Origin of the sequence: Pseudomonas sp. NPDC087614, assembly GCF_044743485.1 — a bacterium.
Taxonomy (GTDB): Bacteria; Pseudomonadota; Gammaproteobacteria; order Pseudomonadales; family Pseudomonadaceae; genus Aquipseudomonas; species Aquipseudomonas baetica_A.
Genome location: NZ_JBIUWN010000103.1, coordinates 1 through 15,432 on the forward strand (window position 1 = coordinate 1; position 15,432 = coordinate 15,432).

17 protein-coding genes, 5 tRNA genes and 1 pseudogene are annotated in these 15,432 nt (G+C 56.4%); 14 read left to right on the forward strand and 9 right to left on the reverse strand.

Annotation, left to right across the window (positions count from 1 at the left end; translation table 11 throughout):
• The 6 genes and pseudogenes from ACIOWA_RS25305 to ACIOWA_RS25330 all read left to right on the forward strand — a co-directional run.
• Positions 1 to 545: pseudogene (locus ACIOWA_RS25305) on the forward strand (ACT domain-containing protein); the annotation flags it as partial.
• Positions 546 to 732: 187 nt separating this feature from the next.
• Positions 733 to 921 carry a carbon storage regulator CsrA gene (gene csrA, locus ACIOWA_RS25310; protein ID WP_002554426.1) on the forward strand — a complete coding sequence of 63 codons (189 nt, stop codon included), beginning with the start codon at positions 733 to 735 and terminating at the stop codon, positions 919 to 921.
• 62 nt (positions 922 to 983) lie between these two features.
• A tRNA-Ser gene (locus ACIOWA_RS25315) sits at positions 984 to 1,074 on the forward strand.
• Positions 1,075 to 1,181: 107 nt separating this feature from the next.
• Positions 1,182 to 1,258 (forward strand) — tRNA-Arg (locus tag ACIOWA_RS25320).
• Positions 1,259 to 1,329: 71 nt separating this feature from the next.
• Positions 1,330 to 1,406 (forward strand) — tRNA-Arg (locus ACIOWA_RS25325).
• A gap of 71 nt (positions 1,407 to 1,477) precedes the next feature.
• Positions 1,478 to 1,554: transfer RNA gene (locus ACIOWA_RS25330), tRNA-Arg, on the forward strand.
• A gap of 19 nt (positions 1,555 to 1,573) precedes the next feature.
• Here the strand turns inward: ACIOWA_RS25330 and ACIOWA_RS25335 are convergent.
• Positions 1,574 to 2,092: a cell envelope protein SmpA gene (locus ACIOWA_RS25335; protein ID WP_401162514.1), complete on the reverse strand. Its 519-nt coding sequence runs from the start codon at positions 2,090 to 2,092 to the stop codon at positions 1,574 to 1,576.
• A gap of 321 nt (positions 2,093 to 2,413) precedes the next feature.
• Here ACIOWA_RS25335 and mgtE point away from each other — a divergent pair, with 321 nt between their 5' ends.
• Positions 2,414 to 3,856, forward strand: coding sequence for a magnesium transporter (gene mgtE, locus ACIOWA_RS25340; protein WP_339430870.1), 1,443 nt, complete (start codon positions 2,414 to 2,416; stop codon positions 3,854 to 3,856).
• Between the two features lie 122 nt (positions 3,857 to 3,978).
• Here mgtE and ACIOWA_RS25345 read toward each other — a convergent pair whose 3' ends face one another.
• A complete protein-coding gene (locus ACIOWA_RS25345; RefSeq protein ID WP_003178899.1) occupies positions 3,979 to 4,305 on the reverse strand; it encodes an Arc family DNA-binding protein in 327 nt (108 codons plus the stop codon).
• A gap of 388 nt (positions 4,306 to 4,693) precedes the next feature.
• On the opposite strand from ACIOWA_RS25345, the gene phnN reads away from it, so the two are divergent.
• Positions 4,694 to 5,263 (forward strand): phosphonate metabolism protein/1,5-bisphosphokinase (PRPP-forming) PhnN, encoded by a 570-nt coding sequence (gene phnN / locus ACIOWA_RS25350; protein ID WP_401162522.1) that lies wholly within the window; start codon positions 4,694 to 4,696, stop codon positions 5,261 to 5,263.
• Here phnN and ACIOWA_RS25355 read toward each other — a convergent pair.
• Positions 5,238 to 5,417, reverse strand: a complete 180-nt coding sequence (locus ACIOWA_RS25355) for a PA3371 family protein (protein ID WP_339430869.1) — start codon at positions 5,415 to 5,417, stop codon at positions 5,238 to 5,240. The two genes, phnN and ACIOWA_RS25355, sit on opposite strands and share 26 nt — an antisense overlap.
• A 20-nt stretch (positions 5,418 to 5,437) precedes the next feature.
• Positions 5,438 to 5,665 carry a hypothetical protein gene (locus ACIOWA_RS25360; protein ID WP_339430868.1) on the reverse strand — a complete coding sequence of 76 codons (228 nt, stop codon included), beginning with the start codon at positions 5,663 to 5,665 and terminating at the stop codon, positions 5,438 to 5,440.
• A gap of 296 nt (positions 5,666 to 5,961) precedes the next feature.
• On the opposite strand from ACIOWA_RS25360, the gene ACIOWA_RS25365 reads away from it, so the two are divergent.
• Positions 5,962 to 6,038 (forward strand) — tRNA-Arg (locus tag ACIOWA_RS25365).
• A gap of 197 nt (positions 6,039 to 6,235) precedes the next feature.
• Positions 6,236 to 6,610 carry a cytochrome c gene (locus ACIOWA_RS25370; RefSeq protein ID WP_339430867.1) on the forward strand — a complete coding sequence of 125 codons (375 nt, stop codon included), beginning with the start codon at positions 6,236 to 6,238 and terminating at the stop codon, positions 6,608 to 6,610.
• Positions 6,611 to 6,834: 224 nt separating this feature from the next.
• Here ACIOWA_RS25370 and ACIOWA_RS25375 read toward each other — a convergent pair whose 3' ends face one another.
• Positions 6,835 to 7,065, reverse strand: coding sequence for a hypothetical protein (locus tag ACIOWA_RS25375; protein ID WP_339538089.1), 231 nt, complete (start codon positions 7,063 to 7,065; stop codon positions 6,835 to 6,837).
• A 468-nt stretch (positions 7,066 to 7,533) separates the two neighbouring features.
• Here ACIOWA_RS25375 and ACIOWA_RS25380 point away from each other — a divergent pair, with 468 nt between their 5' ends.
• The 4 genes from ACIOWA_RS25380 to ACIOWA_RS25395 all read left to right on the forward strand — a co-directional run bounded on the left by ACIOWA_RS25380 (position 7,534) and on the right by ACIOWA_RS25395 (position 12,746).
• The gene (locus tag ACIOWA_RS25380; RefSeq protein ID WP_401162517.1) at positions 7,534 to 9,138 is read left to right on the forward strand and encodes a response regulator; all 1,605 of its coding nucleotides are present in this window, start codon (positions 7,534 to 7,536) and stop codon (positions 9,136 to 9,138) included.
• Complete coding sequence (locus ACIOWA_RS25385) at positions 9,135 to 9,827, forward strand: sensor histidine kinase (RefSeq protein WP_401162519.1); 693 nt, start codon at positions 9,135 to 9,137, stop codon at positions 9,825 to 9,827. Before ACIOWA_RS25380 ends, ACIOWA_RS25385 begins: the two co-directional genes overlap by 4 nt.
• Before the next feature lie 202 nt (positions 9,828 to 10,029).
• The gene (locus ACIOWA_RS25390; RefSeq protein ID WP_401162524.1) at positions 10,030 to 11,271 is read left to right on the forward strand and encodes a glutamine synthetase family protein; all 1,242 of its coding nucleotides are present in this window, start codon (positions 10,030 to 10,032) and stop codon (positions 11,269 to 11,271) included.
• A 68-nt stretch (positions 11,272 to 11,339) separates the two neighbouring features.
• Complete coding sequence (locus tag ACIOWA_RS25395; protein WP_339507811.1) at positions 11,340 to 12,746, forward strand: MFS transporter; 1,407 nt, start codon at positions 11,340 to 11,342, stop codon at positions 12,744 to 12,746.
• A 67-nt stretch (positions 12,747 to 12,813) separates the two neighbouring features.
• On the opposite strand, the gene ACIOWA_RS25400 is transcribed toward ACIOWA_RS25395, so the two are convergent.
• The 4 genes from ACIOWA_RS25400 to flgA all read right to left on the reverse strand — a co-directional run bounded on the left by ACIOWA_RS25400 (position 12,814) and on the right by flgA (position 15,418).
• Entirely contained in the window at positions 12,814 to 13,560 is a 747-nt protein-coding gene (locus ACIOWA_RS25400) for a flagellar regulator YcgR PilZN domain-containing protein (protein ID WP_339430863.1), read from the reverse strand.
• A gap of 92 nt (positions 13,561 to 13,652) precedes the next feature.
• Positions 13,653 to 14,120 (reverse strand): flagellar protein FlgN, encoded by a 468-nt coding sequence (locus ACIOWA_RS25405; protein ID WP_339430862.1) that lies wholly within the window; start codon positions 14,118 to 14,120, stop codon positions 13,653 to 13,655.
• Between the two features lie 48 nt (positions 14,121 to 14,168).
• Entirely contained in the window at positions 14,169 to 14,495 is a 327-nt protein-coding gene (gene flgM / locus ACIOWA_RS25410; protein ID WP_339430861.1) for a flagellar biosynthesis anti-sigma factor FlgM, read from the reverse strand.
• Between the two features lie 161 nt (positions 14,496 to 14,656).
• On the reverse strand, positions 14,657 to 15,418 hold the full coding sequence (gene flgA, locus ACIOWA_RS25415) for a flagellar basal body P-ring formation chaperone FlgA (protein ID WP_339430860.1): 762 nt from the start codon (positions 15,416 to 15,418) through the stop codon (positions 14,657 to 14,659).
• Positions 15,419 to 15,432 lie beyond the last annotated feature (14 nt).

Sequence of the window (15,432 nt, forward strand, 5' to 3'; positions counted from 1 at the left end):
CCTTCAACGAGGGACCGGGCACCCTCCTTACTATTGAATAAGAGGAAACCAACGAACAGCCGATCAATTCCGGCATCGCTTTCAACCGCGATGAAGCCAAGCTGACCATCCGTGGCGTGCCAGACACTCCAGGTGTGGCGTTCAAGATTCTCGGCCCGATCAGTGCTGCGAACATCGAAGTCGACATGATCGTGCAGAACGTCGCGCACGATAACACCACCGACTTCACTTTCACTGTGCACCGCAACGACTACCCGGGCGCGCAGACCGTGCTGGAAAACACCGCCCGCGAGATCGGTGCCCGTGAAGTGGTCGGCGACACCAAGATTGCCAAGGTCTCGATCGTCGGCGTCGGCATGCGTTCCCACGCCGGCGTGGCCAGTCGCATGTTCGAATCCCTGGCAAAGGAAAGCATCAACATCCAGATGATCTCGACATCGGAAATCAAGGTTTCCGTCGTCATTGAAGAGAAATATCTGGAGCTGGCTGTGCGCGCCCTGCACACGGCTTTCGAACTGGATGCTCCCGCCCGTCAGGGCGAGTAATTCCGTTTCCTTGAAGGGCGCGGTTTGATCGCGCCCTTTATTTTTGAATGACGCGAGACCTGAACTGTTCTTTTGCTCGCGCTAGTCAATACTCAGGCATGTAGGGCTACGATCGCTCCGGTTGTAGGTCGGGTGCCTTTTTTTTGCAGACTGTTGTCCCTGAACTGAATTGCGTGAGGAGAAAGGTATGCTGATTCTGACTCGTCGGTGCGCAGAAAGCCTGATTATCGGTGATGGCGAAATCACCGTAACCGTGCTCGGCGTTAAAGGAAATCAAGTGCGTATCGGCGTCAACGCCCCGAAAGAGGTTGCCGTGCACCGTGAGGAAATTTACCTGCGTATAAAGAAAGAGAAGGACGAAGAACCAAGCCATTAATTTTTATCGTTTTTTATGTTTGCAAACGGGGAAGAAGGTGGTTAATATACGCCCCGTGTTGCGGAGAGCTGGCCGAGTGGCCGAAGGCGCTCCCCTGCTAAGGGAGTACACCTCAAAAGGGTGTCGGGGGTTCGAATCCCCCGTTCTCCGCCATTATTTGCTTAGTACGTTGTAATCTGGCTTTTTCGGTAAATTATTGAATTTACTAGAAAAAGTGGTTGGAATAGAGATTAGACGGGCTATAATGCGGCGCAACAAATGCACTCGTAGCTCAGCTGGATAGAGTACTCGGCTACGAACCGAGCGGTCACAGGTTCGAATCCTGTCGAGTGCACCATTTAAGAGTTGTTTATAGCAATATAAGTAACTCGGCTTCAGCCAGTTGTGGTCTGGTTTAAAAACACAAATGCACTCGTAGCTCAGCTGGATAGAGTACTCGGCTACGAACCGAGCGGTCACAGGTTCGAATCCTGTCGAGTGCACCATTTTAGGGTTGTTTGCAGCAATGCAGGTGATCTGGCTTCAACCAGTTGTGATCTGGTCTAAAAACACAAATGCACTCGTAGCTCAGCTGGATAGAGTACTCGGCTACGAACCGAGCGGTCACAGGTTCGAATCCTGTCGAGTGCACCATATATCGAAAAGCCCGCGTTTAACGCGGGCTTTTTGCTGTCCGGGATTTGGCTTTTACTTTGACGCACCCTTTCTCATCAAATTCGACTAGAGCCGTGCGACCTCGCTTGAGATCGTACCGATAGCTTGTAGTCAAAGTCCGAATATTCACTTTGTCCGGTTTGCCGAGTGCGCTTTCGACATCCTGTTGGTTCATGCCGGCAATGACGCGTCGATTAATGATCGCTTCACGCCGTTGTCTGGCATCGATGAGATTTCCGCATTTGTCTTCTGCTTTGCCGGCAACGCCAAGTTCTCTGTCGTTGGTTTTCTTTCCGGATGTTTCTTCGTGATTGAGCGCTGGCATCACCGCGACCACTGAGCCGGTGAGGTAGGGGTGAACCTCCTGCGCTGAGAGCCTTTTTCCGCTTGCACAGCTCATCGACGTGAATGTAATGCTGCCGTCAGGAGCTTCGCAGCGATGAAGGCTGGTCGCAGCCCCGGCGGATGGGAGGCAGAGCAGGCTGGCGAGCACAAAGCGGGATGTTTTTGATGGCATTCGACGTCCTCCATGACGGTCTACGCTCAAGGGTAGCTGCTACATTTTTTAATGCCGGTGTGTTTTCTTTTCGGGATGAGTCGTCGCATCTGCATGGATCAGGGCTGCGCTCAGGTTTGTCTCGCAAGCGCTTGTTTCAGCCGTGATTTTTTAACGTTTTAAACCGTCAGGCGGTGTATCATTGCGCCCGTCAGCCCCGCCGGGGCTTGTGGAAAACTTCCATGGACTTACCCAGTAGTTACTCAGTACCCCGTTTTACCAATCATGAATTGACTGATTGATCCTTCCGGCGTGCCCCGCTGCTGGGAGTGGAGTTCGCCTATGTCTGAAATCGAAGTAAAGAAAACACAGGAAAGCCTGCAGGATCGCCTGGCTCAGGTCGTCGAGCTGCTGCAGCGTCAACGGGTCGTTGAAGACCTGACTCATCGCCAGGAAGGCGCGCATCAGGACCGGGTGGAAAGCCTGGTTCACCGACAAAATCTCGTCGAGTTGCAACGCAAGCTCGATGATCTGCACTCCGCCGACGTTGCCTACATTCTTGAAGCCTTGCCGCTGGATGATCGCCTGACGCTTTGGCAACTGGTCAAGGCTGATCGCGACGGCGACATTCTTCTCGAAGTATCCGATTCTGTCCGTGAAACGCTGATCGCCGACATGGATGATCACGAGCTCCTGGCTGCGGCCAAGGACATGGACGCCGACGAACTTGCTGACCTGGCCTCTGAGCTGCCGCGAGATGTCGTCCATGAGCTGATGGAGAGTCTGGATAACCAGCAGCGCGAGCGTGTGCGTTCGGCGCTGTCCTATGACGAGGAGCAGGTCGGTGCGCTGATGGACTTCGAGATGGTGACCATCCGTGAGGATGTCAGTCTCGAAGTAGTTTTGCGTTACCTGCGCCGCCTCAAAGAGCTTCCTGGTCACACCGACAAACTGTTCGTGGTCGATTACGACGGCGTGCTTAAAGGTGTGCTGCCGATCAAGCGTTTGCTGGTCAATGACCCCGACAAACAGGTTGCTGAAGTCATGGCCAGCGATCCGGTGAGTTTCCACCCGGACGAAGATGCCTACGACGCTGCTCAGGCATTCGAGCGTTACGACTTGATCTCTGCCCCGGTAGTCGACAAGAACGGCAAGCTGATTGGTCGTCTGACCATCGACGAAATGGTTGACTTGATCCGTGAGGAAAGCGAAAGCGAAGTCCTCAACATGGCGGGTTTGCGTGAAGAGGAAGATATCTTCGCCTCCGTATGGAAATCCCTGAATAACCGTTGGGCGTGGCTGGCGATCAACTTGATCACCGCGTTCTTCGCTTCCCGGGTGATCGGCCTGTTTGAAGGCTCGATCGAGAAGCTGGTAGCGCTCGCGGCGCTGATGCCGATCGTGGCGGGGATCGGCGGCAACTCCGGTAATCAGACGATCACCATGATCGTTCGTGCCATGGCGCTCGATCAGGTCAGCACCGGTAACACTTCACGCCTGATGCGTAAGGAGTTGGCGGTTGGATTGATCAATGGCCTCGTCTGGGGTGGGGTGATCGGGGTGGTTGCCTATCTGCTTTACGGCAGTTGGTCGCTGGGCGTGGTGATGACAGCAGCGATGACTCTCAATCTGTTGCTGGCGGCGCTGATGGGGGTCTTGATCCCGATGACGCTGGCGAAGATGGGGCGTGACCCGGCGATGGGGGCCAGCGTGATGATCACCGCGATGACCGACAGTGGGGGGTTCTTCATCTTCCTGGGGTTGGCGACAATCTTCCTGCTTTGATCTGCCATGAATAAACGGCCCGCCAACTCTATTGGCGGGTTTTTTTTTAGAGAAAAGGGATGGCCTGAATTTCAGGCGAAAAAAAGCCAGCGCTAATGCTGGCTTGAGGTGTTCGGTATGACTCAGGACGCGTCTGCAGCCATTTCAGCGTCGTGGGCGATCAAGGACACCAGTGCATTCTGTTGACGGTGAGAAAGCTGGCGGAAGCGTTGCAGCAACTCGCGTTCGTGCAACGACAGCTCCGGGCTGTCCAGACGCATGCTCAGTTCTTCGCCCAAAGCGCCTTCCTGAATAAGACTCTGCTCAAGGCGCGCAATGATCTCGGAGTTCATGCTGCGATGATGATTGCGAGCCACCTCGGCAATGCGTTCACGCATTCCGTCTGGCAGACGTACGACGAACTTGTCAGCCGTACGGCTGGAATAAATTGCCTGTTTCAATGGGCGCATATATTTAACCGGTTAGTTCAGGGGAGCGGTTCTCGGGATTGGCCGCAGATGTGTGGTAGGACAAGCATCCGCGCCAAATGGTTCAACCTGAATTGTTAAGAGGCTCGCATCATGCCTCAAAATTGCCAGATCATTGGCGTCAATTCTGTGACAAATATTGAGCTGGGTAAAGGCGTAATGCCAGCACCAATTATCAGAAATGCGGACTGGTTTGAAAACTTTGCCTTGGCCCGCATCAAAGACCGCCTCCTGATGCACGTCCTTTAGTGTTCTAAGACGTCAGAACGTGCATGCTATGCGGTTTTCGATCCTTGTTCCTTACCTGTACAGGATAGTGGCAATTTGCCGATTTACTAGGGGCAAACACCTGCTGGAGGGCGTTTTCAGGATGTATGGCAAGCTTATTTATCTGATGGGGCCGTCTGGTTCGGGTAAGGACAGTCTGATCGAGGCCGCTCGTGAGCCATTGCGGGCGTTGAACTGCGAAGTCATGCGCCGGGTGATCACGCGATCTGCCGAATCGGTGGGCGAGGATGCGATTGGCGTAACGCCGCAAGAGTTCGAAAGACGTCAGCGCGCCGGTGATTTTTCATTGGCATGGCAAGCCAACGGCCTCGCCTATGGCATTGCGGTGGAAATGGATCAATGGTTGCAAGCCGGGCGACATGTATTGGTCAACGGCTCGCGTGCCAATTTGCGGCAGGCACAGGAGCGCTATCCTTCGCTGTTGCCGGTTTTACTGACGGTCAGGGATGAGGTGCTGCGAGAGCGTTTACTCAGGCGCGGTCGAGAGACGCTTGAGCAGATCGATGCACGACTTGCCCGGAACGCTCTGTTCAAGGATAGGAGATCAAGTGACCGGCCTGTGCACCTGATCGACAATTCGGGCAACCTGGCGGACGCCGTCAATCAGCTTCTGGAGCTGGTCCGGCTCAACGTAGTACTGGATCAAACTTGAACCTGCGCCCGGCGATCAGCGCCAGAGCAAACAACACCGTAAACACGCCACAGCTAATCAGCGGCAGAGTGATTTCGGTTTCCTCGAACAGCGAAAAATGCACAACGCCACTCAATAAGGCGAGGATCAGAAATCCTGCTGCTGATTTGGACATGCTGTACTCCTGCAGATATTTCAAAAAACCAGACGTTCGGTCGCTAGTGCTGGCAGTGCCTGCTGAGACTCGCTGACCGCTTGCGGTGCGAAACTCTGATCACTCAACAGTGCCAACTGCGGCGCTTTCTGCACCTGCAAGTAATGCGGCATGCGCTGAGCAACCCGTTCAGCGCTCTCGGGGGCAAAGTGGAAACCTACCAAAATCGCCAAGGCGACCGCGTTTGCGAGCAAGAGAGTGCTGTTCATGAGGCGGACTCCGTTTGTTCTGTTATGAGAACAGACAAAGCAGCCGTCGTGCCAACAGTCTATCCGCTGTTAAGTCCTTTAAAAACAAGCATTTGGAAGGTTTTTTCAGAGAGCGAAGGTTGCAATCTGCAATGATGGCTTTTTGGGAGAGTGCAAAATGCACGGTAAATCTTCCCGCAGCCTTGCCGGGCGCCTGCCTACACTTAAAAAGCCCTACGGATGACATGACAAATCAGGGCCTGGCCGTTAACATGCACGCCGTCCGTCGCGCAGTGTTCATCTCGTGACAACTCAGTGTCTCAGTAGCTCAATTGGATAGAGCATCCCCCTCCTAAGGGGAAGGTTGGCAGTTCGAACCTGCCCTGGGACACCATATATTCTGGCCTTCTGGCCACTCTTCTGACCACTGCGCTTCTCTGTGACAGCCGTGTTGGCAGGAGAAGCAGTCAAGCCTCTTTCAGAGTGATCTGAAAGGGGCTTTTTCGTATTCGCGGCTTAAGGAAGATGCCGATGGAAGGCCTTTTGGAATTCTTTTCAAGTGCTGCAAAACGCAAGAAGGCTAAGTGAGGCATGAAAATACTATTCATTGCTTCGCTTGGTTTTTTATCGCTAATTCAGGCGCCGCTGTCTTTTGCGGACAATGCCAACGGGAAAAACCTCTATTCACAGCGGTGCGCCATGTGCCACGGAGTAGATCTGAAGGCATCAGGACCCCTGGCTAATAAAAGCAATCCACCGACGCCTGATCTGACAGCGTCCTTTTTCAAGCAAAGACTCAAGGAATACCCAGGCGTTATTGTGTCGTCAATAATACTTCGTCCAAACGGAGACTTGATTCCAAGAACATTGAAAGAGAACGGTGTAAAGCTGCCGCCGCACGCTTGGACGGTTAAGGATTTTCGCGATTTGAATCAATACATGAGTGGCGTGATCTCAAGAGGTTGATGATTTTCAGATAAAAAACTCGCGCAGTTTCATCTGTCCGGGCTTTTCATGGGCGGGCGCCGGGGCTATTCCTCAGCGCCCCCTCCAGGTTTGCCAATTGAGGTGCATATCCCGGTCATGCGCCGACGTCCATTGACCTTGTAGTCGCGCTCCTGTTCTTGCGCGCCCGGTTTGCGCAAGGTCACTTGCGCATAGAGTCCATCCTTAGCGCTGTAGGCGCCGAATCAGTCATTCATTCGCGCAATAAAGCATTTGCTACCGATGATCACCGGGAAGTCGGCGACCTGTTCGATGGCGTAGTAGCCTGCTCCGTAGCCGTAATATTCGTCGTTGTTTGTGGCGGACGCAGGAATAGGGCAAATGGGCTTTCGCTCTTGCCCGTTGTCGTCCAGATCCCGCAGCGTGAACGAGGTTCGGCCCAGTGCGGTGTCAGCGTCGAAGTCGGTGGCACTCAACGCCTGCCACTCGCTGCGGAAAACTGGGTTGCAGCGCTTTTCAACGCCAAGGACGCGAGTGTCCGTTCGAGAGCAAACTCCGGATCATTTTTACTGGCTGCGCGAACGCTGTTTTGCAGATCATCCAATAGCTCTTTTTCGGCGCCATCCGGCTGATGGGCGAGGGCTTCTGTCCATTGCGCTCGCCATGGCCTGCTGGAAGAACAGCAACGCACAGGCGGACACGATGTAGCGTCCTTTGATGTACACGAGGTCGGCCTTGTAGTGAGAAGTTGGCAGGCGCGCAGGTTAATCGCTGTGTGTGGAATCTTGAAACGTCGGCTTCAGGGAACGCCACTTCTGGCCGATAACCCAAACGGTGAGTTCAGACTTGTGCGAAATCGCTTGATAGCATTTGGCCTCCAGCTATCATCTGCGCGCCTGAAAATCGCCCTTGGTTCATCTACTTCAATTGCCTGGAAATCCTCGATGCTGTCGTATCACCAAAAGAGTTTTCTGATCGTCGATGATTTCTCGGATTTCCGCAGCTCCGTGCGCTCGATGCTGCGTGAGCTGGGGGTCAAGGACGTGGACACCGCTGACACCGGTGAGCAGGCGCTTAAGATGTGTGCGCAGAAATCCTACGATTTCATCCTGCAGGATTTCCACCTCGGTGACGGCAAGAAGAACGGCCAGCAGGTTCTTGAAGACCTGATGCTGGAAAAGCTCATCAGCCACGAAGCCGTGTTTGTGATGGTGACGGCCGAGACCAGTCAGGCGATGGTGCTCAGTGCTTTGGAGCATGAGCCGGATGCCTACCTGACCAAACCGTTCAACCGCTCGGGACTGGCCCAGCGGCTGGAGCGTCTGGAGCAGCGCAAGACGTTGCTCAAACCGATTCTGCAAGCCCTCGACCGTGGCAAACCGGTCGAGGTGCTCAACGCCTGCATCGCCCTGTGCAAACAGGACATTCGCTATTCGCCGCTGTGTCTGCGCTATCGCGCTGATGCTTTACGCGACCTGAATCAGAACGAAGCACTGGAACGCCTCTACGACAGCATCATTGCTGACCGGCCGTTGTCGTGGGCGTTTGCTGGATTGGGCAAGTTGCTGCTCAAGCGTGGGCAAGTGGCGCAGGCCAAAGGTGTGTATGAAAAGGCCTTGAAGGTATTCCCGATGATGCCTTCGCTGTACGACGGCATGGCTGATGTGCTGGTGTCCGAGGGCGATACCAAAGGCGCGCAGCAGGTGCTGGAAGAAGCGATTCGCCTGTCGCCGCTGGCGGTGCGTCGGCAGGCGTTGCTCGGCAAACTGGCGATGGCCAACGAAGATTTCGACACCGCCTCGCGGGCTTACCGTCAGGCTGTGTCGCAGGGCGCGCAGTCGCGCTTCAAGGATCCGGAAAGCAACCTCGGCCTGGCCCATGCGCTGATCAGCAAAGGCAGTGAGCGCGGTCTCGATACGCGCACGCGCCTGGAGATCAACACTACCCTCAGCGCTGTTGCCAAAGAGAACCCGACCGACCCCGGTTTGCAGATTCGTGCGCGTTTGATGAAGGCAACGAGCCTTCTGCTCAACGATGCCGAAACCGCCGACAAGCTCACCGAGCAAGCACTGATGCGACTCGACGGCATGGAACAGTTCATGAGTCCGGAGGCGGCGCTGCTCGTCGCCAAGCAGTTGCAGATGCTCGGTCAGGCCGAGGCGGGCACGTCGATGCTCAAGAGCTGCGCGGAAATCTACGGTGACGATCCGGCGGTGATGAAAGACATTGCCAAGCTCACCGATGACCCGACTATCCTCAGTTCGAGCAATGCCGCCGCCGACCTCAACCGTCAGGGCGTGCGGGTGTACAAGACCGGCAATCTGGTTGAAGCCCGCGAGGTCTTCCGCAAGGCGCTGAAGATGCAACCCAAGAACATCAGTATCGCGCTGAACATGGCCCAGTCGCTGCTCCACGGCACCGACACCAGTGTGCCTTCGGCGGAGCTGGAAGAATGTCGGGCCTGCCTGAAAATGGTCGGCCTGATGCCCGACACCGACGCGCGTTTCTCGCGCTATCAGAAGCTGAAAAGCAAGGCGTTTGGCGAATGAACCAAGACGAGCAAGCATTGGATTTTTCCACGGTGATCGCCTCCACCGTTCACGACATGAAGAACTCGCTGGCCATGCTGATGCAAGCGCACAGCAAATGGCTGGCGCGTTTGCCGCAAGCGCAGCGCGAAGGCACGGAGCAGGGCGTGATCGACTTTGAGTTCGCCCACCTCAACGGCATGCTGGTGCAGTTGCTTGGGCTGTACAAACTCGGCGTCAACCAGATGCCAGTGCAGCCGGCGTATCACGAACTGGATGATTTCATCGAGGCGCAACTGGCAGCGCATCAAGAGGTCTTCGCCAGTCGCGGCATCATCGCCACTTATGAAGTTGATCCACTGAGTCCGCTGGGTTTCTTTGATCGTGAACTGGTCGCCTCGGTGCTGGGCAATTGCATCAATAACGCCATTCGTTATGCCCGCGAGTCGCTGCTGATCAGCGTCAGTGACGAGGCCGGGCAACTGGTGCTGAGCATCAACGATGACGGCGACGGCTATCCGGTCGAGATGCTCGAACGTCAGGCTGACTATGTACAGGGCATCAATCACAGCAGCGGCAGTACCGGGCTTGGCCTGTATTTCGCTGCCCGCATTGCCGCGTTGCATCAACGCAATGGTGTAGAGGGACGCACCGAAATCCGAAATGGCGGCCCCTTGGGTGGCGGGATCTTCAGTCTCTATCTGCCGTGATCCGAGGCTTTTTGTTTGACGCTGCTTGATATTCCGAACAGCCGAAGCCTATTTTGTTCGGGTCGCCGTTCGCGGCTCGTACAACAACAAGGATTGCGTCATGACAACCGATGGCCAGTGTTCACTCGCGCAGCGATTGACGGGCATTGATGAGATTGAATGTGTCACGCCGGATTTGAACGGCGTACCACGCGGCAAGGTGATGACCGCCGAGGGTTTTCTCGAAGGGCGTCGTTTGCAGCTCGCGCGGGGGGTGCTGCTGCAATGCATCATGGGCGGATATCCGCCGGCGCGGTTCTACGGCAGCGATGACGGTGATCTGGCGCTGATTGCCGATCCAGACCAGATTCATCCGTTGCCATGGAGTGACGAGCCCCGTGCCCTGGCCATTTGCGATGCCGATGAACTGACTGGCGAAAGCTCCAGCCTGTCGACCCGTGGCCAGCTCAAGAAAGTCATCGCAGGTTACAAGGCGCTCGGTCTGGCGCCTGTGGTGGCGACCGAACTGGAATTTTTCGTGTTCGCTCCAAACACTGATCCGACCCAGCCGTTCCGAGCGCCAGTCGGTCTCGATGGCCGCCGCGAGGATGGCTTGTCGGCGTTCAGCGTCAGTTCCAACAACGGTCTTCGACCATTCTTCAGTGAAGTCTATAAATGCATGGCGGCCCTCGGTCTGCCGCGTGATACGTTCATGCACGAAATGGGCGTTAGCCAGTTCGAGATCAACCTGCTGCACGGTGATCCACTGTTGCTGGCCGACCAGACCTTCCTGTTCAAACACCTGCTCAAAGAAGTCGCGCTCAAGCATGGCCTGACCGTGGTCTGCATGGCTAAACCGCTGGCGCACACGCCGGGCAGCTCGATGCACATTCACCAGAGCATTGTTGACATCGCCAGTGGCAAAAACGTCTTCAGCGACGATAACGGCCAGCCGACGGCGATGTTCCGCCACTTCATCGGCGGGCAGCAGGCGGGCATGGCGGACTTCACCGCGCTGTTTGCGCCGAACGTGAACTCCTACCAGCGTCTGTGCCATCCGTTCGCTTCGCCCAACAATGCCTGTTGGTCCCACGATAACCGTGCGGCCGGGCTGCGGATTCCGGCCAGTTCACCAGTCGCTCGTCGGGTCGAAAACCGTCTGCCCGGCGCCGACGCCAACCCGTATCTGGCGATCGCCGCCAGTCTGGCTGCCGGTTTGCACGGGATCGAACACGAACTGGAGCCGACCGAGGCGATTCAGGGCGAATTCGACGTGCCGGATAATCTTTCGCTGCCGTGTACCTTGCATGCCGCACTCGAACGTCTGAAACGTAGCCAATTGGCTAGGGAACTGTTCGGACAGGAGTTCATCGAAGGCTACATCGCTTCGAAGACCATGGAACTGACCAGCTTCTTTGATGAAATCACTCCCTGGGAACGGCGTGTTCTAGCAGCCCAGGCCTGACGTACCGTCGCCATCGGGCTATCGTTTGATAGCCCGATACTTACTGCAAGGAGCCGCTCGGAACGCCGATGCGCCAAATCTGGAAATCCTTTCGAGCGCTGTATTTTGCCTCGCTGATGATGTTGATCGGCTCGGGTCTTCTATCTACTTATCTGGCCCTGCGCCTGGCGGCTGAAGATGTCGACGGGCTGTGGGTCGGTGCGTTGATGGCCGCCAACTATTTCGGTCTGGTGCTGGGCGGCAAGATCGGCCACCGGTTGATCGCCCGGGTCGGGCACATTCGCGCGTATTCGGCGTGTGCCGGGATCGTCGGTGCGGCGGTGTTGGGGCATGGTCTGGTGGACTGGCTGCCGGCATGGCTGGTGCTGCGAACGATTGTGGGTCTGGGCATGATGTGCCAGTACATGGTCATCGAGAGCTGGCTCAACGAGCAGGCCGATGCCAACCAGCGTGGTCTGGTGTTCAGCGGCTACATGATCGCGTCGTACCTTGGCCTGGTGTTGGGTCAATTGATTCTGGTCATGCATCCGGGCCTCGGTCTGGAGCTGCTGATGCTGGTCGCCCTGTGCTTCGCGCTGTGTCTGGTGCCGGTGACGCTGACCCGACGGATTCACCCGGCACCGCTGCATCCGGCGCCGATGGAGCCGCGTTTTTTCATCAAGCGCGTGCCGCAATCATTGAGTACGGTGCTCGGGGCGGGTTTGATCATTGGCTCGTTTTACGGTCTGGCGCCGCTGTATGCCTCGCAGCAAGGGCTGTCGACCGAGCAGGTCGGTCTATTCATGGGTACCTGCATTTTTGCCGGATTGCTGGTGCAGTGGCCGCTGGGGTGGCTATCTGACCGATATGATCGCGCGCTGCTGATTCGTTGTTTTGCCGGTTTTCTGGCGGTTGCCGCTTTGCCGCTGGCGATCCTGCCGCAGGTACCGCTGGAGGTGCTGTTTGTGGTCGGCTTCCTCTGCTCGCTGGTGCAGTTCTGTCTGTATCCCCTGGCGGTGGCGTTTTCCAACGACCATGTCGAGGGTGATCGCCGGGTGTCGCTGACGGCGATGCTGTTGGTGACTTACGGGGTCGGTGCGAGCATCGGGCCGCTGTTGGCGGGTGTGTTGATGAAGTTGTTCGGTAGCCAAAGTCTGTACGCGTTCTTCAGCTTCTTTGCGATGGTGCTGGTGTGGCGGATTCGCCCGAAGGCGGTGACCAATCTGCATCAGGTCGACGACGCGCCGCTGCATCACGTAGCGATGCCGGACAGCATGTCCAGCTCACCGCTGGTGGCAGCCCTCGACCCGCGTGTTGACGAGCAGGTGGTGCAGGAGCAGATGCAGAACACGCCTGAGCCAGAGCCTGAACCGGAGCCAGTGTCAGAGCCGGAGGCGCAATCGCAACCTGAAACAGAACCTGAGTCCGAACCTGCAGCCAATCCGGATGCTGGCAACGATAAGCCCGCCCCGGATATCAGTGGCGCCAGGCCTTGAGAAGCAGTCGAAAATAAAAAAGGGCAGTCACCGCAAGGTGACTGCCCTTTTTATTGGCCGTGTCGAATCAGAGATCGTCTTTATCGAAACGCCGTGCTTCACGTTGCAGCTGATAAACAAAACGCTCGACGTTACGTGCAGCCTGACCACTGATGTTGTGGAAGCGCAGGCCGGCAAACGTGATGTTGAGTTTTTCTTCGAAGTGCAGATAACGCAGTTCGACGGAAGTCGGCTGGTTGCCGAACAGCGGCGGGGCGATCAAGCGGTCGTAGACCTGGCCCAGTTGCAGGCGGTCGGTGATGTCGCCTTCGAAGCGCAGCTTGCAACCGGTCGCGGAAATATCCAGCAGCTTGCCGTTGATCGGCGATTTGAGCTTTTCGCCGCCCAGTTCAACGTTGACCAGATCGGTCAGTTTCAGTGCCGCGCGAAAGGCGTTGCGGCGCTGGTGATACACCACTTCGCTCGGCAGTTCGCCGGTATAAAAGCGATCACCTTCGCACTCTTGGATGTTCAGCGTGCCAGTGCATTCCCAGGCAATGCGCACACCCTCATGAAAACCTTCAACTTTGAAAGACTCGCCGGCGAGCAGGAAGCGCTCGCCGTCGCGCGGGATCATTTCATCAAGGGCGATGGACGCGCTGTCACGGTCGACTTTGATCAGGTAGCTCTGGAAGCGCTGGCTGCGTTCGTGGAACGTGATGATCAGCGGATCGTGGCTTTCTTGCAGCTGACGCAGGTTGCTGGAGATTTCCAGGGGCGTGGTGAGCACCTTTGGGGGCTGCGGAGCATCATCCGCGCTTAGGGCGTTTGGCACGTTTTCTCAATCTCCAGACAAAATTTGACTACGACTGGCCAGTATTTTGCCAGCATGTTTCTCGTGTTGATAGTGCGGGCTCATCGAACGGCTTACGCCTGGCTGAACGTACGCGGCTTGACGGGTTTGGCGAAAGCACCACTGGCGTCATACAGCGCTGGCGGTTCACCCCCGGTGAGGATTTTCAGCTGATTGGCCGTAGCGGCCTGCTGTACCCGGATCGACTGGCCATTGTTGACATTGGCCGCCTGGCATTGGGCGATGAGATCGGTCAGGAAGTCGCTCTGGCTGAGCAACTGGTCGCCGAGGCTCGACTGGCTGGCGAGTTGCTCAAGCCCCTGCCGATTGGTCGGCAGGTTGAGGCTGGCGAGGATTTCGCTGCGTTTGCGGCCATGCTGTTCAAGCAAAATGATCAGGGCCTGTTTGCGTGCCAGAATTTCTTCCAGCAAGGGCATGTCGCGACTATGCAAAGCGAGGGATTCGGTTTGCAGCAATTCCAGCAATTGTTGAGCTGGAGCAAAGTCGTCGATGATCAGTTGCAGTAAATGAGTGTCGTGCATGGCTGGCCTTGGGTTTTAAGCGTCCAAAAGCCTGGCGCAGGCAAAAGCCTAGCGCTGGGCTTCGAAGTTGAGCAGTTTGCTGGCTACACGGTTGCTGTCGACTTTGTAGCTGCCATCGGCAATCGCGGCTTTCAACTCGGCCACTCGGGCTTTGTCGACAGCAGGCTGATCGCGCAGCTTGTCAGTGACCTTCTGCAACTGTTGAGCCTCATTGCTGAGGTGTACCGATTCCCCGCTTTTTGCGGTACTGGCCGGTTCGGCCTGGGTATTCAGCGGCGCGGAGGTGCCGGTTTCGGCGGTTTCCCTGGCGTTGCTGGTACGTGTACTGCCCGTAAGTGACGAGGAGCTGTTCAAACGGCTGAAATCGATGACCATGTTAAAAACCTCTGGGAATTTGGACGCTTGCCATGTTTTCGGCCATCCCCTGGAAAACTTTAGGCCCATTTAGCAATAGGCCCTGCCTGCGCCGGCGCGTGTCCTGCTGCCGCACAGTTTAGGGAACCGACGAGGTCCGCGCCAGTTTTCTCATGAGCGTTTTACATGGCCACTTCCACTTGGCCTGGCGCGATGACTTGCGCCTTGATGACCCGGTTGGAGTTGAGGTTTTTCACCCGGATCTGTTCTTTCAGGCCGCCGTTGGACAGGGCTTCTCCCGGCATACGCACGGCGAGTGTGCCGGTGCGGGCGATGATGACCACTTGATCGCCCTTGCGCACGACTTCCGCCTGTTCCAGATGCACGAGCGTGATGACCTGATCGGCGACCGTTGGTCGGGTTAATTTTTGCCCGATGGCTTGATCCACCGACGTCAGAAAACCTTGATTGATTGTGCTGACGTCACGCTCTCGCAGGGTCACATCCTGCGGCTCGATAATCCCGGCGCGTTTGAGCGGTCGTGTGGTGGTCACAATCTCGCGAAACAGGCGGACTTGAGCGGGTACGAACACGGTCCAGGGCGAGCTTCCCTCACAGCGAACCTTCACGGTTACCCGTCCCAGCGGACGTGCCGGACTCTCCAAAGACGCTGTCAATTCCTTGTCGCACATGGGCATGTGCATACGGGGGTCGAGCTGGTTGACTTCGATTTCGTAGCGGCCTTCCGTTTGACTGGTAGCCAGATAGTCTTCTACGGTGAACTCAAGAAAGCCCTGAGTGACGCCGATAAGCATGTCAGGCAAGGTAACCGCATCAGCAATGGCAGGGCTGCCGGCGAAAAAGAGGCAAACGGCGGACATCGCGCAAAGCCCTCTGCGAAGGGGAGATGTCAGGCGTCGGAAAAATGTCGTTTGAGCGTTCATACGAGTTAAAAAGC